This is a genomic window from Arthrobacter sp. SPT-J7, assembly GCF_059089965.1.
Window position 1 is genome coordinate 39,145 of sequence record NZ_JBNHFF010000006.1, and the last position, 14,986, is coordinate 54,130.

Below are 14,986 nucleotides of genomic sequence, written 5' to 3' on the forward strand. Positions count from 1 at the left end.
ATCCAGATGAGCACAGGAACCACAGAACCGACCCACACCGCCATGGCGGACAACGGGCAGGCGATGCCGCCGCAGGCCGCGCGCCCCAGACTGCTCTCCGGTATGCAGCCATCGGCTGACTCACTGCACCTGGGCAACTACCTGGGTGCACTGATCAACTGGGTGAGGCTGCAGGACGAGTACGAAACCTTCTTCTTCATCCCGGACCTGCACGCCATCACCGTGGACTACGATCCCAAGGATCTGGCCCAGCGCACCCGGGTTACCTGCGCGCAGTACATCGCCGGCGGTATCGACATTGAGCGCACGGCGCTGTTCGTCCAGTCGCATGTTCCCGAGCACGCCGAGCTGGCCTGGGTGCTCAACTGTGTGACCGGTTTCGGCGAGGCGTCCCGGATGACGCAATTCAAGGACAAGACCCAGAAGAACGGTACCGACGCCGCCACCGTGGGCCTGTTCGCCTACCCGGTGCTGATGGCGGCGGACATCCTGCTCTACCGCCCCTACGGCGTGCCGGTGGGGGAGGACCAGCGCCAGCACTTGGAATTGGCGCGAAACCTGGCCCAGCGGTTCAACCACCGATTCGGTGAGACTTTCGTGGTGCCGGAAGCGGTCATCCCCAAGGAGGGCGCGAAGATCTACGATCTGCAGCACCCCACCGCGAAGATGTCCAAATCCGCGGAATCGCCCGCCGGCCTGATCAACATCCTGGACAACCCCAAGCAGGCGGCCAAGAAGATCAAGTCGGCGGTCACCGACGACGGCACCGAAATCCGCTTCGACCGCGAAGCCAAGCCGGGCATCTCCAACCTGCTCACCATCTACTCCACCCTCACCGGCAAGAGCATCGCCCAGCTGGAGCAGGAGTACCAAGGCAAAATGTACGGGCACCTGAAGGTGGATCTGGCCGATGTTGTCGTCGAGACGCTTGCTCCGGTGCAGGCCCGGGCCCAGGAACTGTTGGACGACCCGGCCGAACTCGACCGGCTGCTGGCCCGCGGGGCACAGAAAGCCCGTTCAATTGCGTCGGCTACACTCGCTGATGTGTACAGCAAGGTAGGTTTTCTTCCCGCCGGAGGCGCGCGCTAGCCATGAGCCAGCAGGACCAGGACAGCATTGCCCGTGTGGAGCACGACGGCGGTACTGACCCGGGTGCCCGGCCTGCGGTCGGAAGCGTCGGAGTGGTGATCGGGATCCCCGAGCCCATGGCCAGCGAGCTGCGAGGCTGGCGTGCGTCCTTCGGCGACCCCATGGCCGCCGTAATACCGCCGCACATCACGCTGATCACCACCACCCCGGTGCACGATTGGGACGAGGCGACCGAGCACGTCCGCTCGGTTGCCCGCAGGCAGGCTCCCTTCACCTTGGGCATGTGTGGAACGGGCAGCTTCCGACCGGTCTCGCCCGTGGTCTACCTGGGCATCCGGGACGGTTTCGACGACTGCGTTGAGCTGCACCGGAAGCTGCAGTCCGGGCCGCTGGAACACGACCTCGAGTTCGACTTCCACCCGCATGTGACCGTGGCCCACGATGTCAGCGAAGCCAGCATGGATTCGGCCGAGTGCAAGCTCGCCGACTATGACGCCTCCTTCCGCGTTAGTAGCATGGGCCTCTACGAGCACGATCCGACGGGTGTGTGGAATCTACGGGAAGAGTTGACCTTTGGTGCCGAATCCGCAGGAGAAGGCTGAGGGAAGGCCGGATCCGCTGCAACGGCAGCAAATGGTCCTCGCCGCGCTCAGGCTGCGGCGGGACGCGGGCCGTGCCAAGCGCGAAGACGGCCGATGGAAGGGCCTGCTGGCCAGCTCCCAGTACCGGCTGGCGCAGCTCAACTGCTGGCGCCTGATGCGGGTCTTCAATCTCTACGGACTGCGGCATGGGCCACTGTTGGCCGCCGGCTGCGCCTACAACTTGTTCTTTTCCGTGGCCGCGATGCTGGTTGCGGGGTTTTCCATCCTCGGCCTGGTGGTCTCCGGCAATCGTGAACTGCAACTGGCCATCATTCGGGTGCTGGACCAGACCACTCCGGGGTTGATCAATACCACCGGGGAGCCCGGTGGAGGCCTGGTCTCACCCGCGCAGCTGTTCTCGCAGGGCAGGGCATTCAGCTTGAGCTTGATCATTTCCACGGCGGTGATGATCTGGACCTCGCTGGGGTGGATCGCCGGGCTGCGGAAGGGAATGCGCGGCATCTTCGACCTGCCGCCGCTGAAGACGAACATCGTCCTGGTCAAGCTCAAGGACATGGGAACGCTGCTGATCTTGGCCGTGGCCTTGATCGTGACGACGGCCATCGCCGCCATCGCCAATACGGCCCTGGACCTGATCCTGGACTGGCTTCAATTCGACGGCGGTGCCGTAGTGCCGCTGACACGCATCGCCGGCATTGTGATCATGCTGCTGCTGGACATGGCGGTGGCAGTGGTCCTGTTCCGCGTCGCATCAGGCATCCGGATGCCGCGCCTCATCATGTTGCAGTGCGCGTTAATCGCCGGCGCTGGTAGCACCGTGCTCAGGTACTTCTCCTCGACCCTCTTGGGGCATGTCGGCAACAACCCGCTGCTGGCCTCTTCCGCCGTCATCCTTGGCCTGTTCGTGTGGTTCTACCTGCTCAGCCAGGTCTACATGGTAGCCACGGCCTGGGGCGCCATCGGTAAGGCGGACGCGGTGGCCAGGCATGCTCTGGCAGGCGGCCGGGGCAGCCGCTCGTTGCGGCGGCGGGCGTGGGGCCTTCGCCGGCGGAAGCCGCAGAAAGGGGCCCGGCGGAACGACGGCGCCGCAGCCGCCTGACTGCGTCCGTACCCCAGATGCGGCGGCCCGCTGGCACCGGACGCGCACGAACGCAGCGGTGGGGGAGGCTGTCGGTGCGCAGCCAACTGGCCGGAGCCTTGAACGACGCAGCCTTAAACGACGGTGGCGCCGACTCCTTGACGGAATCGACGCCACCGCGCGGCAGTCCCTGGGAAATCCCGAGCGGACTGCTGTACGACGCTAGACGGAGCGGCTCAGAACGGCCTGCTTGACCTCGGCGATGGCCTTGGTCACCTGGATGCCGCGGGGGCATGCCTCGGTGCAGTTGAAGGTGGTGCGGCAGCGCCACACGCCTTCCTTGTCGTTGAGGATCTCCAGCCGCATGTCACCGGCGTCATCCCGCGAGTCGAAGATGAAACGGTGTGCGTTGACGATCGCGGCCGGACCGAAGTACTGGCCGTCGGTCCAGAAAACCGGGCACGAGGAGGTGCAGGCAGCGCAGAGGATGCACTTGGTGGTGTCGTCGAACCGCTCGCGGTCCTCCGCGGACTGCAGCCGCTCGCGGGTGGGCTCGTGGCCGTTGTTGATCAGGAAGGGCATGATCTCGCGGTAGGACTGGAAGAACGGCTCCATGTCCACGATCAGGTCCTTCTCCACCGGCAGGCCCTTGATTGGTTCCACCGTGATCGGCTTGGAGGTGTCCAGGTCCTTCAGCAGGGTCTTGCAGGCCAGGCGGTTGCGGCCGTTGATGCGCATCGCATCGGAACCGCAGACGCCGTGCGCGCAGGACCGGCGGAAGGAAACCGAGCCGTCATGCTCCCACTTGACCGTATGCAGGGCATCCAGCACACGGTCCGTGCCGTACATGGTGAGCTTGAATTCGTCCCACCGGGCTTCCTCGGAAATCTCGGGATCGTAGCGGCGAACCTTCAGCGTGATGTCGAAGCTGGGGATTTCGCCGCCGCCGCCGACACCCGGAGCGAGTTCAACCTTGGATGCAGGTTCCACAGTCTCAGCGGTCATTAGTACTTCCTCACCATCGGTTCGTAGCGCGTGAATACCACGGGTTTGGTATCCATGCGGATGCCAGCCGTCACGTCAGTCACGGCATTAACATCCAGGTAGCACATCGAGTGCTTCATGAAGTTCTCGTCGTCACGCTCCGGGTAGTCCTCGCGGAAGTGTCCGCCGCGGGACTCGGTGCGGTGCAGCGCTGCCACGGTCATCACCTGGGCCATGTCGAGCAAGAAGCCGAGCTCCACGGCCTCGAGCAGGTCCAAGTTGAAGCGCTTGCCCTTGTCCTGGACGCTGATGTTCTTGTAGCGCTCGCGCAGCGATGCGATGACGTTCAGCGCCTCGGTCAGGGACTGCTCGTCGCGGAACACCTGCACGTTGGCGTCCATGATGTCCTGCAGTTCCTTGCGGAGCTGGGCGACGCGTTCGGTGCCGGTGCCGCCGCGTACCGTCTCGAGCAGTTCCATGGTGTACGCCTCCGGGTTTTCCGGAAGCTCGACGAAGTCCGCGGTCTTGGCGTACTCGGCGGCATTGATGCCGGAACGCTTGCCGAAGACGTTGATGTCCAGCAGCGAGTTGGTGCCCAGGCGGTTGGAGCCGTGCACGGAGACACAAGCTACCTCGCCGGCGGCGTACAGGCCCGGAACGACGGTGTCGTTGTCCTGCAGGACCTCACCCTTGATGTTGGTGGGGATGCCGCCCATCGCGTAGTGCGCGGTGGGGAATACCGGCACCGGCTCGGTGTAGGGCTCGACGCCGAGGTAGGTGCGGGCAAACTCGGTGATGTCCGGCAGCTTGGCGTCGATGTGCGCCGGCTCCAGGTGGGTCAGGTCCAGCAGCACGTAGTCCTTGTTCGGACCGCAGCCGCGCCCTTCGCGAACCTCGAGGGCCATGGAGCGGGCCACAATGTCACGCGGCGCCAGGTCCTTGATGGTGGGGGCGTAGCGCTCCATGAAGCGTTCGCCGTCGGCGTTGCGGAGGATTCCACCTTCGCCGCGGGCGGCCTCGGAGAGCAGGATGCCCAAGCCGGCCAGGCCGGTCGGGTGGAACTGGACGAACTCCATGTCCTCCAGCGGCAGGCCGCGGCGGAAGGCAATGCCCATGCCGTCGCCGGTCAGGGTGTGCGCGTTGGACGTGGTCTTGAAGACCTTGCCCACGCCGCCCGAGGCGAAAATGACGGACTTTGCCTGGAAGACGTGGAGTTCGCCGGAGGCCAGGTCGTAGCTGACGACGCCGGCGACGCGCTTCTGCATGTAGGGAGTGCCGTCTTCGCGGAGGGCCTCTTCCTCCACCAGCAGCAGGTCCAGCACGTAGTACTCGTTGTAGAACTCCACGTTGTGCTTGACGCAGTTTTGGTACAGGGTCTGCAAGATCATGTGGCCGGTGCGGTCCGCGGCGTAGCAGGCGCGGCGCACAGGAGCCTTGCCGTGGTCGCGGGTGTGCCCGCCGAAGCGGCGCTGGTCGATCTTGCCTTCCGGCGTGCGGTTGAACGGCAGGCCCATTTTTTCCAGGTCCAGCACGGCGTCGATGGCTTCCTTGGCCATGACCTCCGCGGCGTCCTGGTCCACCAGGTAGTCGCCGCCCTTGATGGTGTCAAAGGTGTGCCACTCCCAGTTGTCCTCTTCGACGTTGGCCAGTGCGGCGCACATGCCGCCCTGGGCAGCGCCGGTGTGGGAGCGTGTGGGGTACAGCTTGGTCAGTACTGCCGTGTGCGCGCGTTGGCCGGATTCGATGGCCGCGCGCATACCGGCGCCACCTGCGCCGACGATGACGACGTCGTACTTATGGACCTGCATACTGGATGCTCTTTCTGTTGAACTGAAGTATTTCGCCGCTTCATGCCCGCGGCGAGGCAGCGGGACCGCGTTCTATGCGGCCCCGGTTACGGTGCCGGGCAGAACGACGGCAGCAGCTCGGCGCTGGCGTTGGCGGGGCACGGATCAAAGGTGAAAATCACCAGGGTGCCGAGCACGATGATGACGGCGGAGGCCACATACAGGACCATCTTGAACCAGAAGCGGGTGCTGTCCTTTTCCGCGTAGTCCTCAATGATGGTGCGGACGCCATTGGTGCCGTGCAGCATGGCCAGCCACAGCATGGCCAGGTCCCAGACCTGCCAGAACGGATCGGCCCACTTGCCGGCCACGAAACCGAAGTTGATGGCGTGGACGCCTTCGCCCAACATCAGGTTGACGAACAAGTGGCCGAAAACGAGGACCACCAGGATGAGGCCGGAGAGCCGCATAAACAGCCAGGCGTACATCTCGAAGTTGCCCTTGCGCCCCTTGTTGCGCATGTACTCGGGGGCAATGCGGGCGCTGCGGGGGGCCTGGATTTCAGTGTTGACCGACATGACTTAGTGACCCCCGGTGAAAGCGAGCGTGAGGTGGCGAATGAGGAACGGAATCATGACGACGACCCAGAGGCCGACGACGCCCCACAGAAGCTTGGCCTGGTTCTTCGGGCCCTTCTTCCAGAAGTCGATGAGGATGACCCGCAGCCCGTTGAAGGCGTGGAAGACGATGGCTGCTACGAGACCAGCTTCCAAGATGGCCATGATGGGGTTCTTGTACGTGGCCATGACAGCGTCATAGGCGCCGGGCGACACCCGGACCAATGCGGTGTCGAGCACGTGTACCAAGAGAAAGAAAAAGATGGAGACGCCCGTGATGCGGTGTCCTACCCAAGACCACATGCCTTCACGGCCGCGGTATAAGGTCCCTGCTGGTGTCTTCGACACTGAATTACCCTCCCTGCGTCGCAGAGGCGCAGCGTGGCTTCCACGCAAGAGTTGACGCCGGTGCGAGAGCACTCTGTAGCTCAACACTAATCTAGGCTTCGCTGAGGGCTTATTCAATTTAGGAACCCGCCGGTGTGACCTTTTTAACAGCAATCGGGGAAATAGGGGCCGCCTCCCCGGATCCCGCGGAAATCCGGCTGTTTACGCAACTGAACCATGCCCTAATTAGGGTGTTCTGGCCTGCCTGCCGCGGATCCACCGCCCGCGCCGCCCGAAAATCAGCCCAGGGATGGAGGCATTGACCTTTTCGTGGGATTACCGTGGAGAGGTGAACATTCAATTAGCAGGCCGGGACGCGGATGCCGTGCTGGATCGTTTCTATGCGGTAATCCCGGCTGGCGGTACCGGGACGCGGCTGTGGCCGCTGTCGCGGGCGGCGGCGCCGAAGTTCCTGCATGATCTGACTGGTTCCGGGTCCACACTGATCCGCGCGACCTACGCGCGCTTGGAGCCGTTGTGCCAGGGGCGGACGCTGGTGGTCACCGGCAAGGTGCACCGACAGGCAGTCTGCGACCAGTTGCCGGAACTGGAGGACACCAACCTGGTGCTGGAGCCGGAACCGAAGGACTCGGCAGCCGCGATCGGCCTGGCCGCGGCGATCCTGCACCGCCGCGATCCGCGGATCATCATGGGCTCGTTCGCCGCCGACCAAGTGATCGCCCCGGTGGAAGAATTCCAGCAGGCGGTGCGCGAGGCAGTGCATACCGCGGCCGAAGGCTACATCGTCACGATCGGGATCACCCCGACCCACCCTGCCACCGGGTTCGGCTACATCCGCTCCGCCGGCGCACTGCAGGTGCCCGGGGCGCCGAACGCGCATGCGGTGGCCGAGTTCGTGGAGAAGCCCGACGAACAGGTGGCGCGCGAATACCTGGCGACCGGCGAGTATTCGTGGAACGCGGGAATGTTCGTGGCCCCCGTCGACGTGCTGCTCAAGCACCTGGAGACCAACGAACCTGAACTCTATGCCGGGCTGAGCGAGATCGCCGAGGCCTGGGACACACCGCAGCGCGGCGCGGTGATGCGCCGGGTCTGGCCCGGCCTGCCCAAGACAGCCATCGACTACGCGGTGGCCGAACCTGCGGCGGCCGCCGGCGACGTGGCGATGATCCCGGGATCCTTCTCGTGGGACGACGTGGGTGACTTCGCCGCCATCGGCCGGCTGAACACCGCCAGCGAAACATCCGGGCTGACGGTGCTCGGCGACGGGGCGAGGGTCTTCGCGGAGTCCGCCACCGGCGTCGTGGTTTCCGATACCAAGCGGGTCATTGCGCTGATCGGCATCGAGGACGTCGTCGTGGTCGATACCCCGGACGCGCTGCTGGTCACCACCAAGGAACACGCGCAGAAGGTGAAGTCAGCCGTGGAACACCTCAGGGCCAGCGGCGACACCGACGTCCTGTAGCGGAACCGGAACGGGGCAGCCGTCAAGAGTTACGCGGAAACGCCAGCATCCGGTGCAGGCCCTCAGTGGGCAGGCGCGCAAGTCGCTAGAGTGCTTGTGTGCAGAAGATTTCAGAAACTCCGACGGCCAATCTCAATATCGGCGTCTGGGCATCGCCACTGCTCGATGAACTGAGGCACTTCCGACGGGACCTGCACCAGTATCCTGAGCTGTCGCACAAGGAATTCCTCACCACGAAGAAGCTCGCGGCGCGATTGACGGCCGCAGGGCTGGAACCGCAACTGTTGGACGGCACCGGGCTCTTCGTCGATGTTGGCGAAGGTCCGCTCGCCATCGGCCTGCGCGCGGACATCGACGCGCTGCCGGTCCTGGAAGAAACCGGCCTGGAGTACGCCTCGGTCCACACCGGCATCAGCCATGCCTGCGGACACGACATCCACACCACGGTGATGCTCGGGGTAGCGCTGGTCCTGCGCAAACTCGACCTGGAAGGCGAACTGCCGGCCCGCGTCCGGGTCATCTTCCAACCGGCCGAGGAAACCATGCCCGGCGGGGCCTTGGCCGTCATTGAGCAGGGTGTCTTGAATGGCCTGCCACGGATCTTGGCGCTGCACTGTGACCCGCGGATCGACGTCGGATTGGTCGGCACCCGGATTGGCGCCATCACCTCCGCCTCCGACACCATCCGGATCCAGCTTAACGGACGCGGCGGGCATACCTCGCGCCCCCACTTGACCGAGGACCTGGTGTTTGCGCTGGCCGAGATCGCCGTCAGTGTTCCGGCGGTCATCAACCGGCGGATCGACGTCCGCAGTGCAGTCTCCTTGGTCTGGGGGCAGATCCAGGCCGGAGCAGCCCCTAACGCTATTCCGGCTGTGGGCTACATGGCCGGAACCATGCGCTGCCTCGACGGCGAAGCATGGCATGCCGCCGGGGAACTGGTGGACGAAGTGGTGAACCAGGTGGCGGCACCCTTCGGCGTGGACGTGAAGTTGGAGCACACCCGCGGCGTCCCTCCGGTCATCAATACCGAGCGGGAGACCACGCTGATCGAAGCCGCGGCCCGGAGCGAGCTTGGCGAGGACGCCGTGACCTTGACGCCGCAGTCGATGGGCGGGGAGGACTTCGCCTGGATGACGCAGGAAGTGCCCGGGGCCATGATGCGGCTCGGGACCCGGACACCGGGGGGCGAAACCTTTGATCTGCATCGCGGCGACTACATTCCGGACGAGCACGCCATCGGCGTCGGCGTCCGGGTCATGGCCAAGGCGGCAACCTTGGCTGCACGCCGCCATCGGGACGTCGCCGCGGGAGCTACCCAAAAGTAACAACTTTTCAACGATCGCGGCGTGCCCGTCCTGATCTCATCGCCCCAGGCCGGTAAGCCCACTACTGTAAGCTCATCAACTGTGCACCTGCAGGCCAGGTGCTGTGTCACGCGGAGTACAAGGCAGGCGCCGCACATCTTGTGGAGCGACCATTGAACTGTAGGCGTGGGCAGACGTTCTTACATGGAGGATAATTGAAGACTTCACTGCGCAAGATCAAGCGCGGCACCGGCCTCTCCGCCGCAGTGCTTGGCGCATCCGCCCTGGTCCTGACCGGCTGCGGCGCTCCGCCGGCCGAGCAGGGCGGCAGCGGCAGTCCGGCGGCGGAAGCCACTGACTACCTGGGCTGCATCGTCTCCGACTCCGGCGGGTTCGACGACCGCTCCTTTAACCAGTCCAGCTACGAAGGCCTGAAGATGGCCGAAAAGGACCTGGGCATCAAGATCAAGGAAGCCGAATCCCAGGCCGAAACCGACTTCGGCCCGAACGTCGACGCCATGGTCCAGGCCGACTGCAACATGATCCTCACGGTCGGCTTCCTGCTGGGCGACGTCACCAAGGAAGCAGCGGCAGACAATCCCGACACCCATTTCGCGATCGTCGACTATAACGACCCCGAGTTCAGCGACAACGTCAAGCCGATCGTCTACGACACCGCGCAGGCAGCCTTCCTGGCCGGCTACACGGCAGCAGCAACCAGCGAAACCGGCAAGGTAGCAACCTACGGCGGTATGAACATCCCCACCGTCACCATCTTCATGGACGGCTTCGCCGACGGAGTGGACTACTACAACAAGCAGAAGGACGCCAACGTAGAACTGCTGGGCTGGGACAAGAAGTCCCAGAACGGTACCTTCGTAGGCAACTTCGAGGATCAGGGCAAGGGCAAGACCAACACCCTGAACTTCATCAACGAAGGCGCCGACATCATCATGCCGGTGGCAGGGCCGGTTGGCCTCGGCACCCTGGACGCCGTGATCGAGGCCAACAAGGACGGCAAGGACGCCAAGGTCGTCTGGGTCGACTCGGACGGCTACGAGACCGCCGGCAAGGCAGAGGAATTCATCCTCACCTCCGTGATGAAGCTGATGGGCAACGCCGTCGAGGACGTCATCAAGACCGATACCGAGGGCAAGTTCGACAGCGCCCCGTACATCGGTACCTTGGAGAACGGAGGCGTGGCCCTGGCCCCGTTCCACGACCTGGACGCTGCCGTTTCCAACGACACCAAGTCGGAACTGGAGACCATCAAGAAGTCGATCATCTCCGGCGACATCAAGGTCGAATCCAAGGCCAGCCCGCAGCAGTAAGCATGAAGCGGACCGCCGTTCTCCGCACCGGTCATCGGTGCCGAGGGCGGCGGTCCGTGCTGTCAGCGGCCGAATCGGTTTAGGCTAGGCACAGTTAAGGCGCCGCCCGAAACCATGCCGGATGAGGACCGTCGTACCTACGGACAAAGAACAGGTGGGTTGGGGTTTGAAGCTCGAGCTCAAAGGAATCACCAAACGATTCGGTTCCCTGGTCGCCAACGACCACATTGACCTTGTGGTCCAGCCGGGACAGGTGCACAGCCTGCTCGGCGAAAACGGGGCCGGGAAGTCGACACTGATGAACGTCCTCTACGGGCTCTACGAGCCGACCGAAGGGCAGATCCTGGTGGACGACCAGCCGGTGACCTTCGACGGCCCGGGCGACGCCATGGCGGCCGGCATCGGCATGGTGCACCAGCACTTCATGCTGGTCCCGGTCTTCACCGTCGCGGAAAACGTGGCGCTGGGCAACGAAGCCTCGAAGGCCGGCGGCATGCTGAACCTTGATGAAACCCGGGCCCGGATCAGGAAAATTTCGGACCAGTACGGTTTCCAAGTGGACCCGGACGCCGTGATCGAGGACCTGCCGGTCGGCGTGCAGCAGCGCGTGGAAATCATCAAGGCCTTGGTCCGCGAAGCGGAAGTGCTGATCCTGGATGAGCCCACCGCTGTGCTCACGCCCAAGGAAACCGACGAACTGCTGGGCATCATGGGCCAGCTCAAAGCCGACGGCAAGGCAATCGTCTTCATTTCGCACAAGCTGCGCGAGGTCAAGGCCGTTTCTGACATCATCACGGTGATCCGCCGCGGCAAGGTGGTCGGCGATGCCCCGCCGTCGGCCTCCACCACGGAATTGGCGGAAATGATGGTGGGCCGGGCGGTCAGCCTGACGCTGAACAAGGAACCGGCGCAGCCTGGCGAGGAAACGTTCACCATCTCCGACCTCACGGTGCGTTCGGCGACCGGCCAGCGCGTGGTGGACGGCATCAGCTTCGGGATTGCCCGCGGTGAGATCATGGCGGTGGCCGGCGTGCAGGGCAACGGACAGACCGAACTGACCGAGGCCATCCTGGGCTTGCAGGACCATGTGTCCGGCTCCATCCGGCTTGAGGGCCGCGAACTCGTCGGCAGGAGCGTCAAGGACATCATCGAGGCCGGCGTCGGCTTCGTGCCGGAGGACCGCAGCGTCGAAGGCCTGGTCGGGACCTTCTCCGTGGCTGAAAACCTCATTCTCAACCGCTACGACCAGCCGCCCTTTGCACGCGGCCTGGGCATGAAGCCTGCCCTGATTGCCCAGAACGCCGAGCAATACATCGCGGAGTTCGACGTGCGGACGCAGTCGGCGGAAACCGCAGCGGGCACGCTGTCCGGCGGAAACCAGCAAAAGGTGGTGATGGCCCGGGAACTGTCCAGGCCGCTGAAGCTCTTCATCGCCTCGCAGCCGACCCGAGGCGTCGACGTCGGCTCGATCGAGTTCCTGCACAAGCGGATCGTGGCCGAGCGCGACGTCGGCACGCCGGTGCTGATCGTGTCCACCGAGCTGGACGAAGTGCTGGAGCTGGCCGACCGGATCGCCGTTCTCTATCAAGGGCGGCTGATGGGCATCGTTCCGGCCGGCACCTCGCGCGGCGAGCTGGGCCTGATGATGGCCGGGATGAACGCTGAAGAAGCCCAGGCACAGCAGGCGCAGGCCGGAGCAGAGCAGACAGACGCCGAAGGAGGCGAGGAATGAGCACCGACGAGTCCGGCGAGCAGGCCGGGAAGCGGTCAGGACGCGGCAAGTCCGCAGTCGACGGCGACGAGCAGCGGCTTGTGGCAGCAGCCGAGCTTGGCGATGGCACCCAGGCGCCGCCAGCCGTTCCTCCCACGGGGGAGAGCCTCCAGCCGGGGCTGCGTGAACAGCAGACCGTAATCCAGCGGATCGTTACGGGCAATGCTCTGGTATCGGTCCTCGCTGTCGTCCTGGCGCTGATCGTCGGCGGTGTCCTGATCGCCTTCACCAATGAAGAAGTGGCCCGGACATCCAGCTACTTCTTTTCCAGGCCGCAGGACATGCTGATCGCGGCCTGGACAGCTTCATCCGAGGCCTACATTGCCCTCTTCCAAGGGTCGGTCTTCAATGCTGAGGGCTCCACCTTTACCCGGATGATCTACCCGCTGACCCAGACGCTGACTGTGGCAGCCCCGCTGATCTGCGCCGGCTTGGGCGTGGCGTTGGCCTTCCGCGCCGGGCTGTTCAACATCGGCGCCCAGGGCCAGATCATCATCGGCGCCACCCTGGCCGCCTGGGTCGGCTTCAGCTGGCACCTGCCGGTGGGGCTGCATCTGCTGCTGGTCATCCTGGCCGGCATCGTGGGTGGCGCACTCTGGGGCGGCCTGGTTGGATTGTTGAAAGCCAAGACCGGCGCCCATGAGGTGATCGTGTCGATCATGCTCAACTATGTGGCCATCAACCTGGTGCTGTATTTGCTGACCATTCCGGCATTCCAGCGGCCGGGCTCCACCAATCCGATCAGCCCCAAGCTGGATGAGACGGCCATGTACCCGCCGCTCTTCGGTGACGCCTTCCGGCTGCACTGGGGCTTCATTGTTGCCGTCCTCGCCACTGCCTTTGCCTGGTGGCTGCTCTACCGCTCGACCATCGGCTTCGAGTTGCGGGCCGTGGGGTCCAATCCGCATGCCGCCCGCACGGCCGGCATCAGCGTGACCAAGGGCTACGTCCTCGTGATGGTGATTGCCGGTGCACTTGCCGGATTGGCCGGCACCGCCCAGGTCGCGGGCACCGAACAGGTGTTGACGGCCGGTGTGGCGGCCAGTTTCGGTTTTGATGCCATCACGGTGGCATTGTTGGGGCGTTCGACGCCGTGGGGAACGTTTGCGGCCGGTGTGCTGTTCGGTGCCTTCCGCGCCGGCGGCGTCACCATGCAGACCAATACCGGCACCGCGATCGACATCGTGCTGGTGGTCCAGTCCCTCATTGTCCTCTTCATCGCCGCTCCGCCGCTGGTCCGGGCCATCTTCCGGCTGCCTGAGCCGGGCAAGTTGACGGCGAAACCCCGCAAGACCGCAAGCACCGGAGGTGCAGCATGAGCACGGCTACTGTCACCGAACCGCTCCAGGGCTCAGCGCCCACGGACATTGTGCGGAATTGGAAGACCCCGGTCATCCTGGCCGTGCTCTCCGTGATGGGCCTCCTGGTCTTCGCCATCGGCGCGCCGGACAACTCCGTCACCTTCCGGCTGTCGGCTTCCAATGATGCAGTGGTGTTGCCCGATGTCGTGCTGTCGGCGGTTGTCACCGGCTGGGTCACCGCCATCCTGATGCTCGCCGCCGCCATCTGGTCCTTCCGACTGGTCCAGTCGGGCCGGAAGGTCCCCGGTTGGCTGGTGGCCGTGTTTGCCGTCCTTTTCATTATCGGTTTCCTGACCTGGGTGGTGGGCAGCGCCCGCACACCGAGCGTGGCCCTTTACGGGCTGCTGGCCGGATCCTTCACCTTGGCCGTGCCGCTGATCTTCGGGTCTCTCTCCGGCGTGCTCTGCGAACGATCCGGAGTAGTCAACATCGCCATCGAAGGGCAGTTGCTCTTCGGTGCGTTCTCCGCGGCGGTTGCCGGATCGCTCTCCGGCAACGCCTTCGTCGGACTGGCTGCAGCGGCTATCGGCGGGGTCTTGGTCTCGGCGGTACTGGCGGTGTTCAGCATCAAGTACATCGTCAACCAGGTGATTGTCGGCGTGGTGCTCAACGTACTGGTTTCCGGCCTGACCGGATTCCTGTTCTCCACCGTACTTGCCGCCGATCCGGCCAGATGGAACTCACCGCCGCGCCTGCCGATTATCAGCATTCCGGTGCTGTCCGAGATTCCGGTCATCGGCCCCATTCTGTTTGAGCAGTCAGTGGTCGGCTATCTGATGTACATCGCGTTGGCCGTCATCTACGTGGGCCTGTTCCACACCAAATGGGGCCTGCGCACCCGTGCCGTCGGCGAGCACCCCAAGGCCGCGGACACGCTGGGCGTGAAGGTGAACCGGATGCGGTTTATGAACGTCTTGCTGGCCGGCGTCGTCGCCGGTTTCGGCGGTGCCTTCTTCACCCTGGTCCTGGTTTCCAGCTTCGGCCGGGACATGACCGCCGGGCAGGGCTACATTGCGCTGGCGGCGCTGATCTTCGGCCGCTGGAACCCGCTCTATGCGTTCTTCGCCGCCCTGTTGTTCGGGTTTGCCACCAACCTGCAGTATGTGCTCAGTGCCCTCGGCTCCACGGTGCCGAACCAGTTTCTGGCGATGCTGCCCTACGTGGTGACCATCTTCGCTGTCGCCGGCTTGGTGGGCCGTGCCCGACCGCCGGCCGCCAGCGGTGTGCCGTACATCAAGGGTTGATT

13 protein-coding genes are annotated in these 14,986 nt (G+C 64.5%); 9 read left to right on the forward strand and 4 right to left on the reverse strand.

Annotation, left to right across the window (positions count from 1 at the left end):
• Positions 1-6 precede the first annotated feature (6 nt).
• Genes trpS through AC5RWX_RS11555 form a run of 3 tightly spaced genes read left to right on the forward strand, consistent with a single transcriptional unit; the run spans position 7 to position 2,790 of the window.
• Positions 7-1,089, forward strand: a complete 1,083-nt coding sequence (gene trpS / locus AC5RWX_RS11545) for a tryptophan--tRNA ligase (RefSeq protein WP_493944397.1) — start codon at positions 7-9, stop codon at positions 1,087-1,089.
• A 2-nt stretch (positions 1,090-1,091) separates the two neighbouring features.
• Positions 1,092-1,691 (forward strand): 2'-5' RNA ligase family protein, encoded by a 600-nt coding sequence (locus AC5RWX_RS11550; protein WP_493940213.1) that lies wholly within the window; start codon positions 1,092-1,094, stop codon positions 1,689-1,691.
• Positions 1,666-2,790: a YihY/virulence factor BrkB family protein gene (locus AC5RWX_RS11555; RefSeq protein ID WP_493940271.1), complete on the forward strand. Its 1,125-nt coding sequence runs from the start codon at positions 1,666-1,668 to the stop codon at positions 2,788-2,790. The genes AC5RWX_RS11550 and AC5RWX_RS11555 overlap by 26 nt, the downstream gene beginning before the upstream one ends.
• A 201-nt stretch (positions 2,791-2,991) precedes the next feature.
• Here the strand turns inward: AC5RWX_RS11555 and AC5RWX_RS11560 are convergent, their stop codons facing one another.
• The 4 genes from AC5RWX_RS11560 to sdhC form a co-directional block, all read right to left on the reverse strand.
• A complete protein-coding gene (locus tag AC5RWX_RS11560; protein WP_493940214.1) occupies positions 2,992-3,774 on the reverse strand; it encodes a succinate dehydrogenase iron-sulfur subunit in 783 nt (260 codons plus the stop codon).
• Positions 3,774-5,561, reverse strand: a complete 1,788-nt coding sequence (gene sdhA / locus AC5RWX_RS11565; protein WP_493940215.1) for a succinate dehydrogenase flavoprotein subunit — start codon at positions 5,559-5,561, stop codon at positions 3,774-3,776. The genes AC5RWX_RS11560 and sdhA overlap by 1 nt, the downstream gene beginning before the upstream one ends.
• Before the next feature lie 86 nt (positions 5,562-5,647).
• Positions 5,648-6,118: a succinate dehydrogenase hydrophobic membrane anchor subunit gene (locus AC5RWX_RS11570; protein WP_493940216.1), complete on the reverse strand. Its 471-nt coding sequence runs from the start codon at positions 6,116-6,118 to the stop codon at positions 5,648-5,650.
• A 3-nt stretch (positions 6,119-6,121) separates the two neighbouring features.
• Positions 6,122-6,505, reverse strand: coding sequence for a succinate dehydrogenase, cytochrome b556 subunit (gene sdhC / locus AC5RWX_RS11575; protein WP_493940217.1), 384 nt, complete (start codon positions 6,503-6,505; stop codon positions 6,122-6,124).
• A 328-nt stretch (positions 6,506-6,833) separates the two neighbouring features.
• Between sdhC and AC5RWX_RS11580 the strand changes: the two genes are divergently transcribed.
• The 6 genes from AC5RWX_RS11580 (at position 6,834) to AC5RWX_RS11605 (ending at position 14,984) form a co-directional block, all read left to right on the forward strand.
• Positions 6,834-7,970: a mannose-1-phosphate guanylyltransferase gene (locus tag AC5RWX_RS11580; protein ID WP_494063585.1), complete on the forward strand. Its 1,137-nt coding sequence runs from the start codon at positions 6,834-6,836 to the stop codon at positions 7,968-7,970.
• A gap of 98 nt (positions 7,971-8,068) precedes the next feature.
• Complete coding sequence (locus tag AC5RWX_RS11585; RefSeq protein WP_493940219.1) at positions 8,069-9,298, forward strand: amidohydrolase; 1,230 nt, start codon at positions 8,069-8,071, stop codon at positions 9,296-9,298.
• 194 nt (positions 9,299-9,492) lie between these two features.
• Positions 9,493-10,608 carry a BMP family lipoprotein gene (locus tag AC5RWX_RS11590; protein WP_494063586.1) on the forward strand — a complete coding sequence of 372 codons (1,116 nt, stop codon included), beginning with the start codon at positions 9,493-9,495 and terminating at the stop codon, positions 10,606-10,608.
• Positions 10,609-10,774: 166 nt separating this feature from the next.
• The gene (locus AC5RWX_RS11595; RefSeq protein ID WP_494063599.1) at positions 10,775-12,340 is read left to right on the forward strand and encodes an ABC transporter ATP-binding protein; all 1,566 of its coding nucleotides are present in this window, start codon (positions 10,775-10,777) and stop codon (positions 12,338-12,340) included.
• Positions 12,337-13,698: an ABC transporter permease gene (locus AC5RWX_RS11600; RefSeq protein WP_494063587.1), complete on the forward strand. Its 1,362-nt coding sequence runs from the start codon at positions 12,337-12,339 to the stop codon at positions 13,696-13,698. Before AC5RWX_RS11595 ends, AC5RWX_RS11600 begins: the two co-directional genes overlap by 4 nt.
• Positions 13,695-14,984, forward strand: coding sequence for an ABC transporter permease (locus AC5RWX_RS11605; RefSeq protein ID WP_493957162.1), 1,290 nt, complete (start codon positions 13,695-13,697; stop codon positions 14,982-14,984). The genes AC5RWX_RS11600 and AC5RWX_RS11605 overlap by 4 nt, the downstream gene beginning before the upstream one ends.
• Positions 14,985-14,986: the final 2 nt, after the last annotated feature.

Coding starts and splice junctions, on each gene's coding strand:
- trpS (WP_493944397.1), top strand. CDS start 7: ATGAGCACAGGAACCACAGAACCGACCCACACCGCCATGGCGGACAAC.
- AC5RWX_RS11550 (WP_493940213.1), top strand. CDS start 1,092: ATGAGCCAGCAGGACCAGGACAGCATTGCCCGTGTGGAGCACGACGGC.
- AC5RWX_RS11560 (WP_493940214.1), bottom strand. CDS start 3,774: ATGACCGCTGAGACTGTGGAACCTGCATCCAAGGTTGAACTCGCTCCG.
- sdhA (WP_493940215.1), bottom strand. CDS start 5,561: ATGCAGGTCCATAAGTACGACGTCGTCATCGTCGGCGCAGGTGGCGCC.
- AC5RWX_RS11570 (WP_493940216.1), bottom strand. CDS start 6,118: ATGTCGGTCAACACTGAAATCCAGGCCCCCCGCAGCGCCCGCATTGCC.
- AC5RWX_RS11600 (WP_494063587.1), top strand. CDS start 12,337: ATGAGCACCGACGAGTCCGGCGAGCAGGCCGGGAAGCGGTCAGGACGC.
- AC5RWX_RS11605 (WP_493957162.1), top strand. CDS start 13,695: ATGAGCACGGCTACTGTCACCGAACCGCTCCAGGGCTCAGCGCCCACG.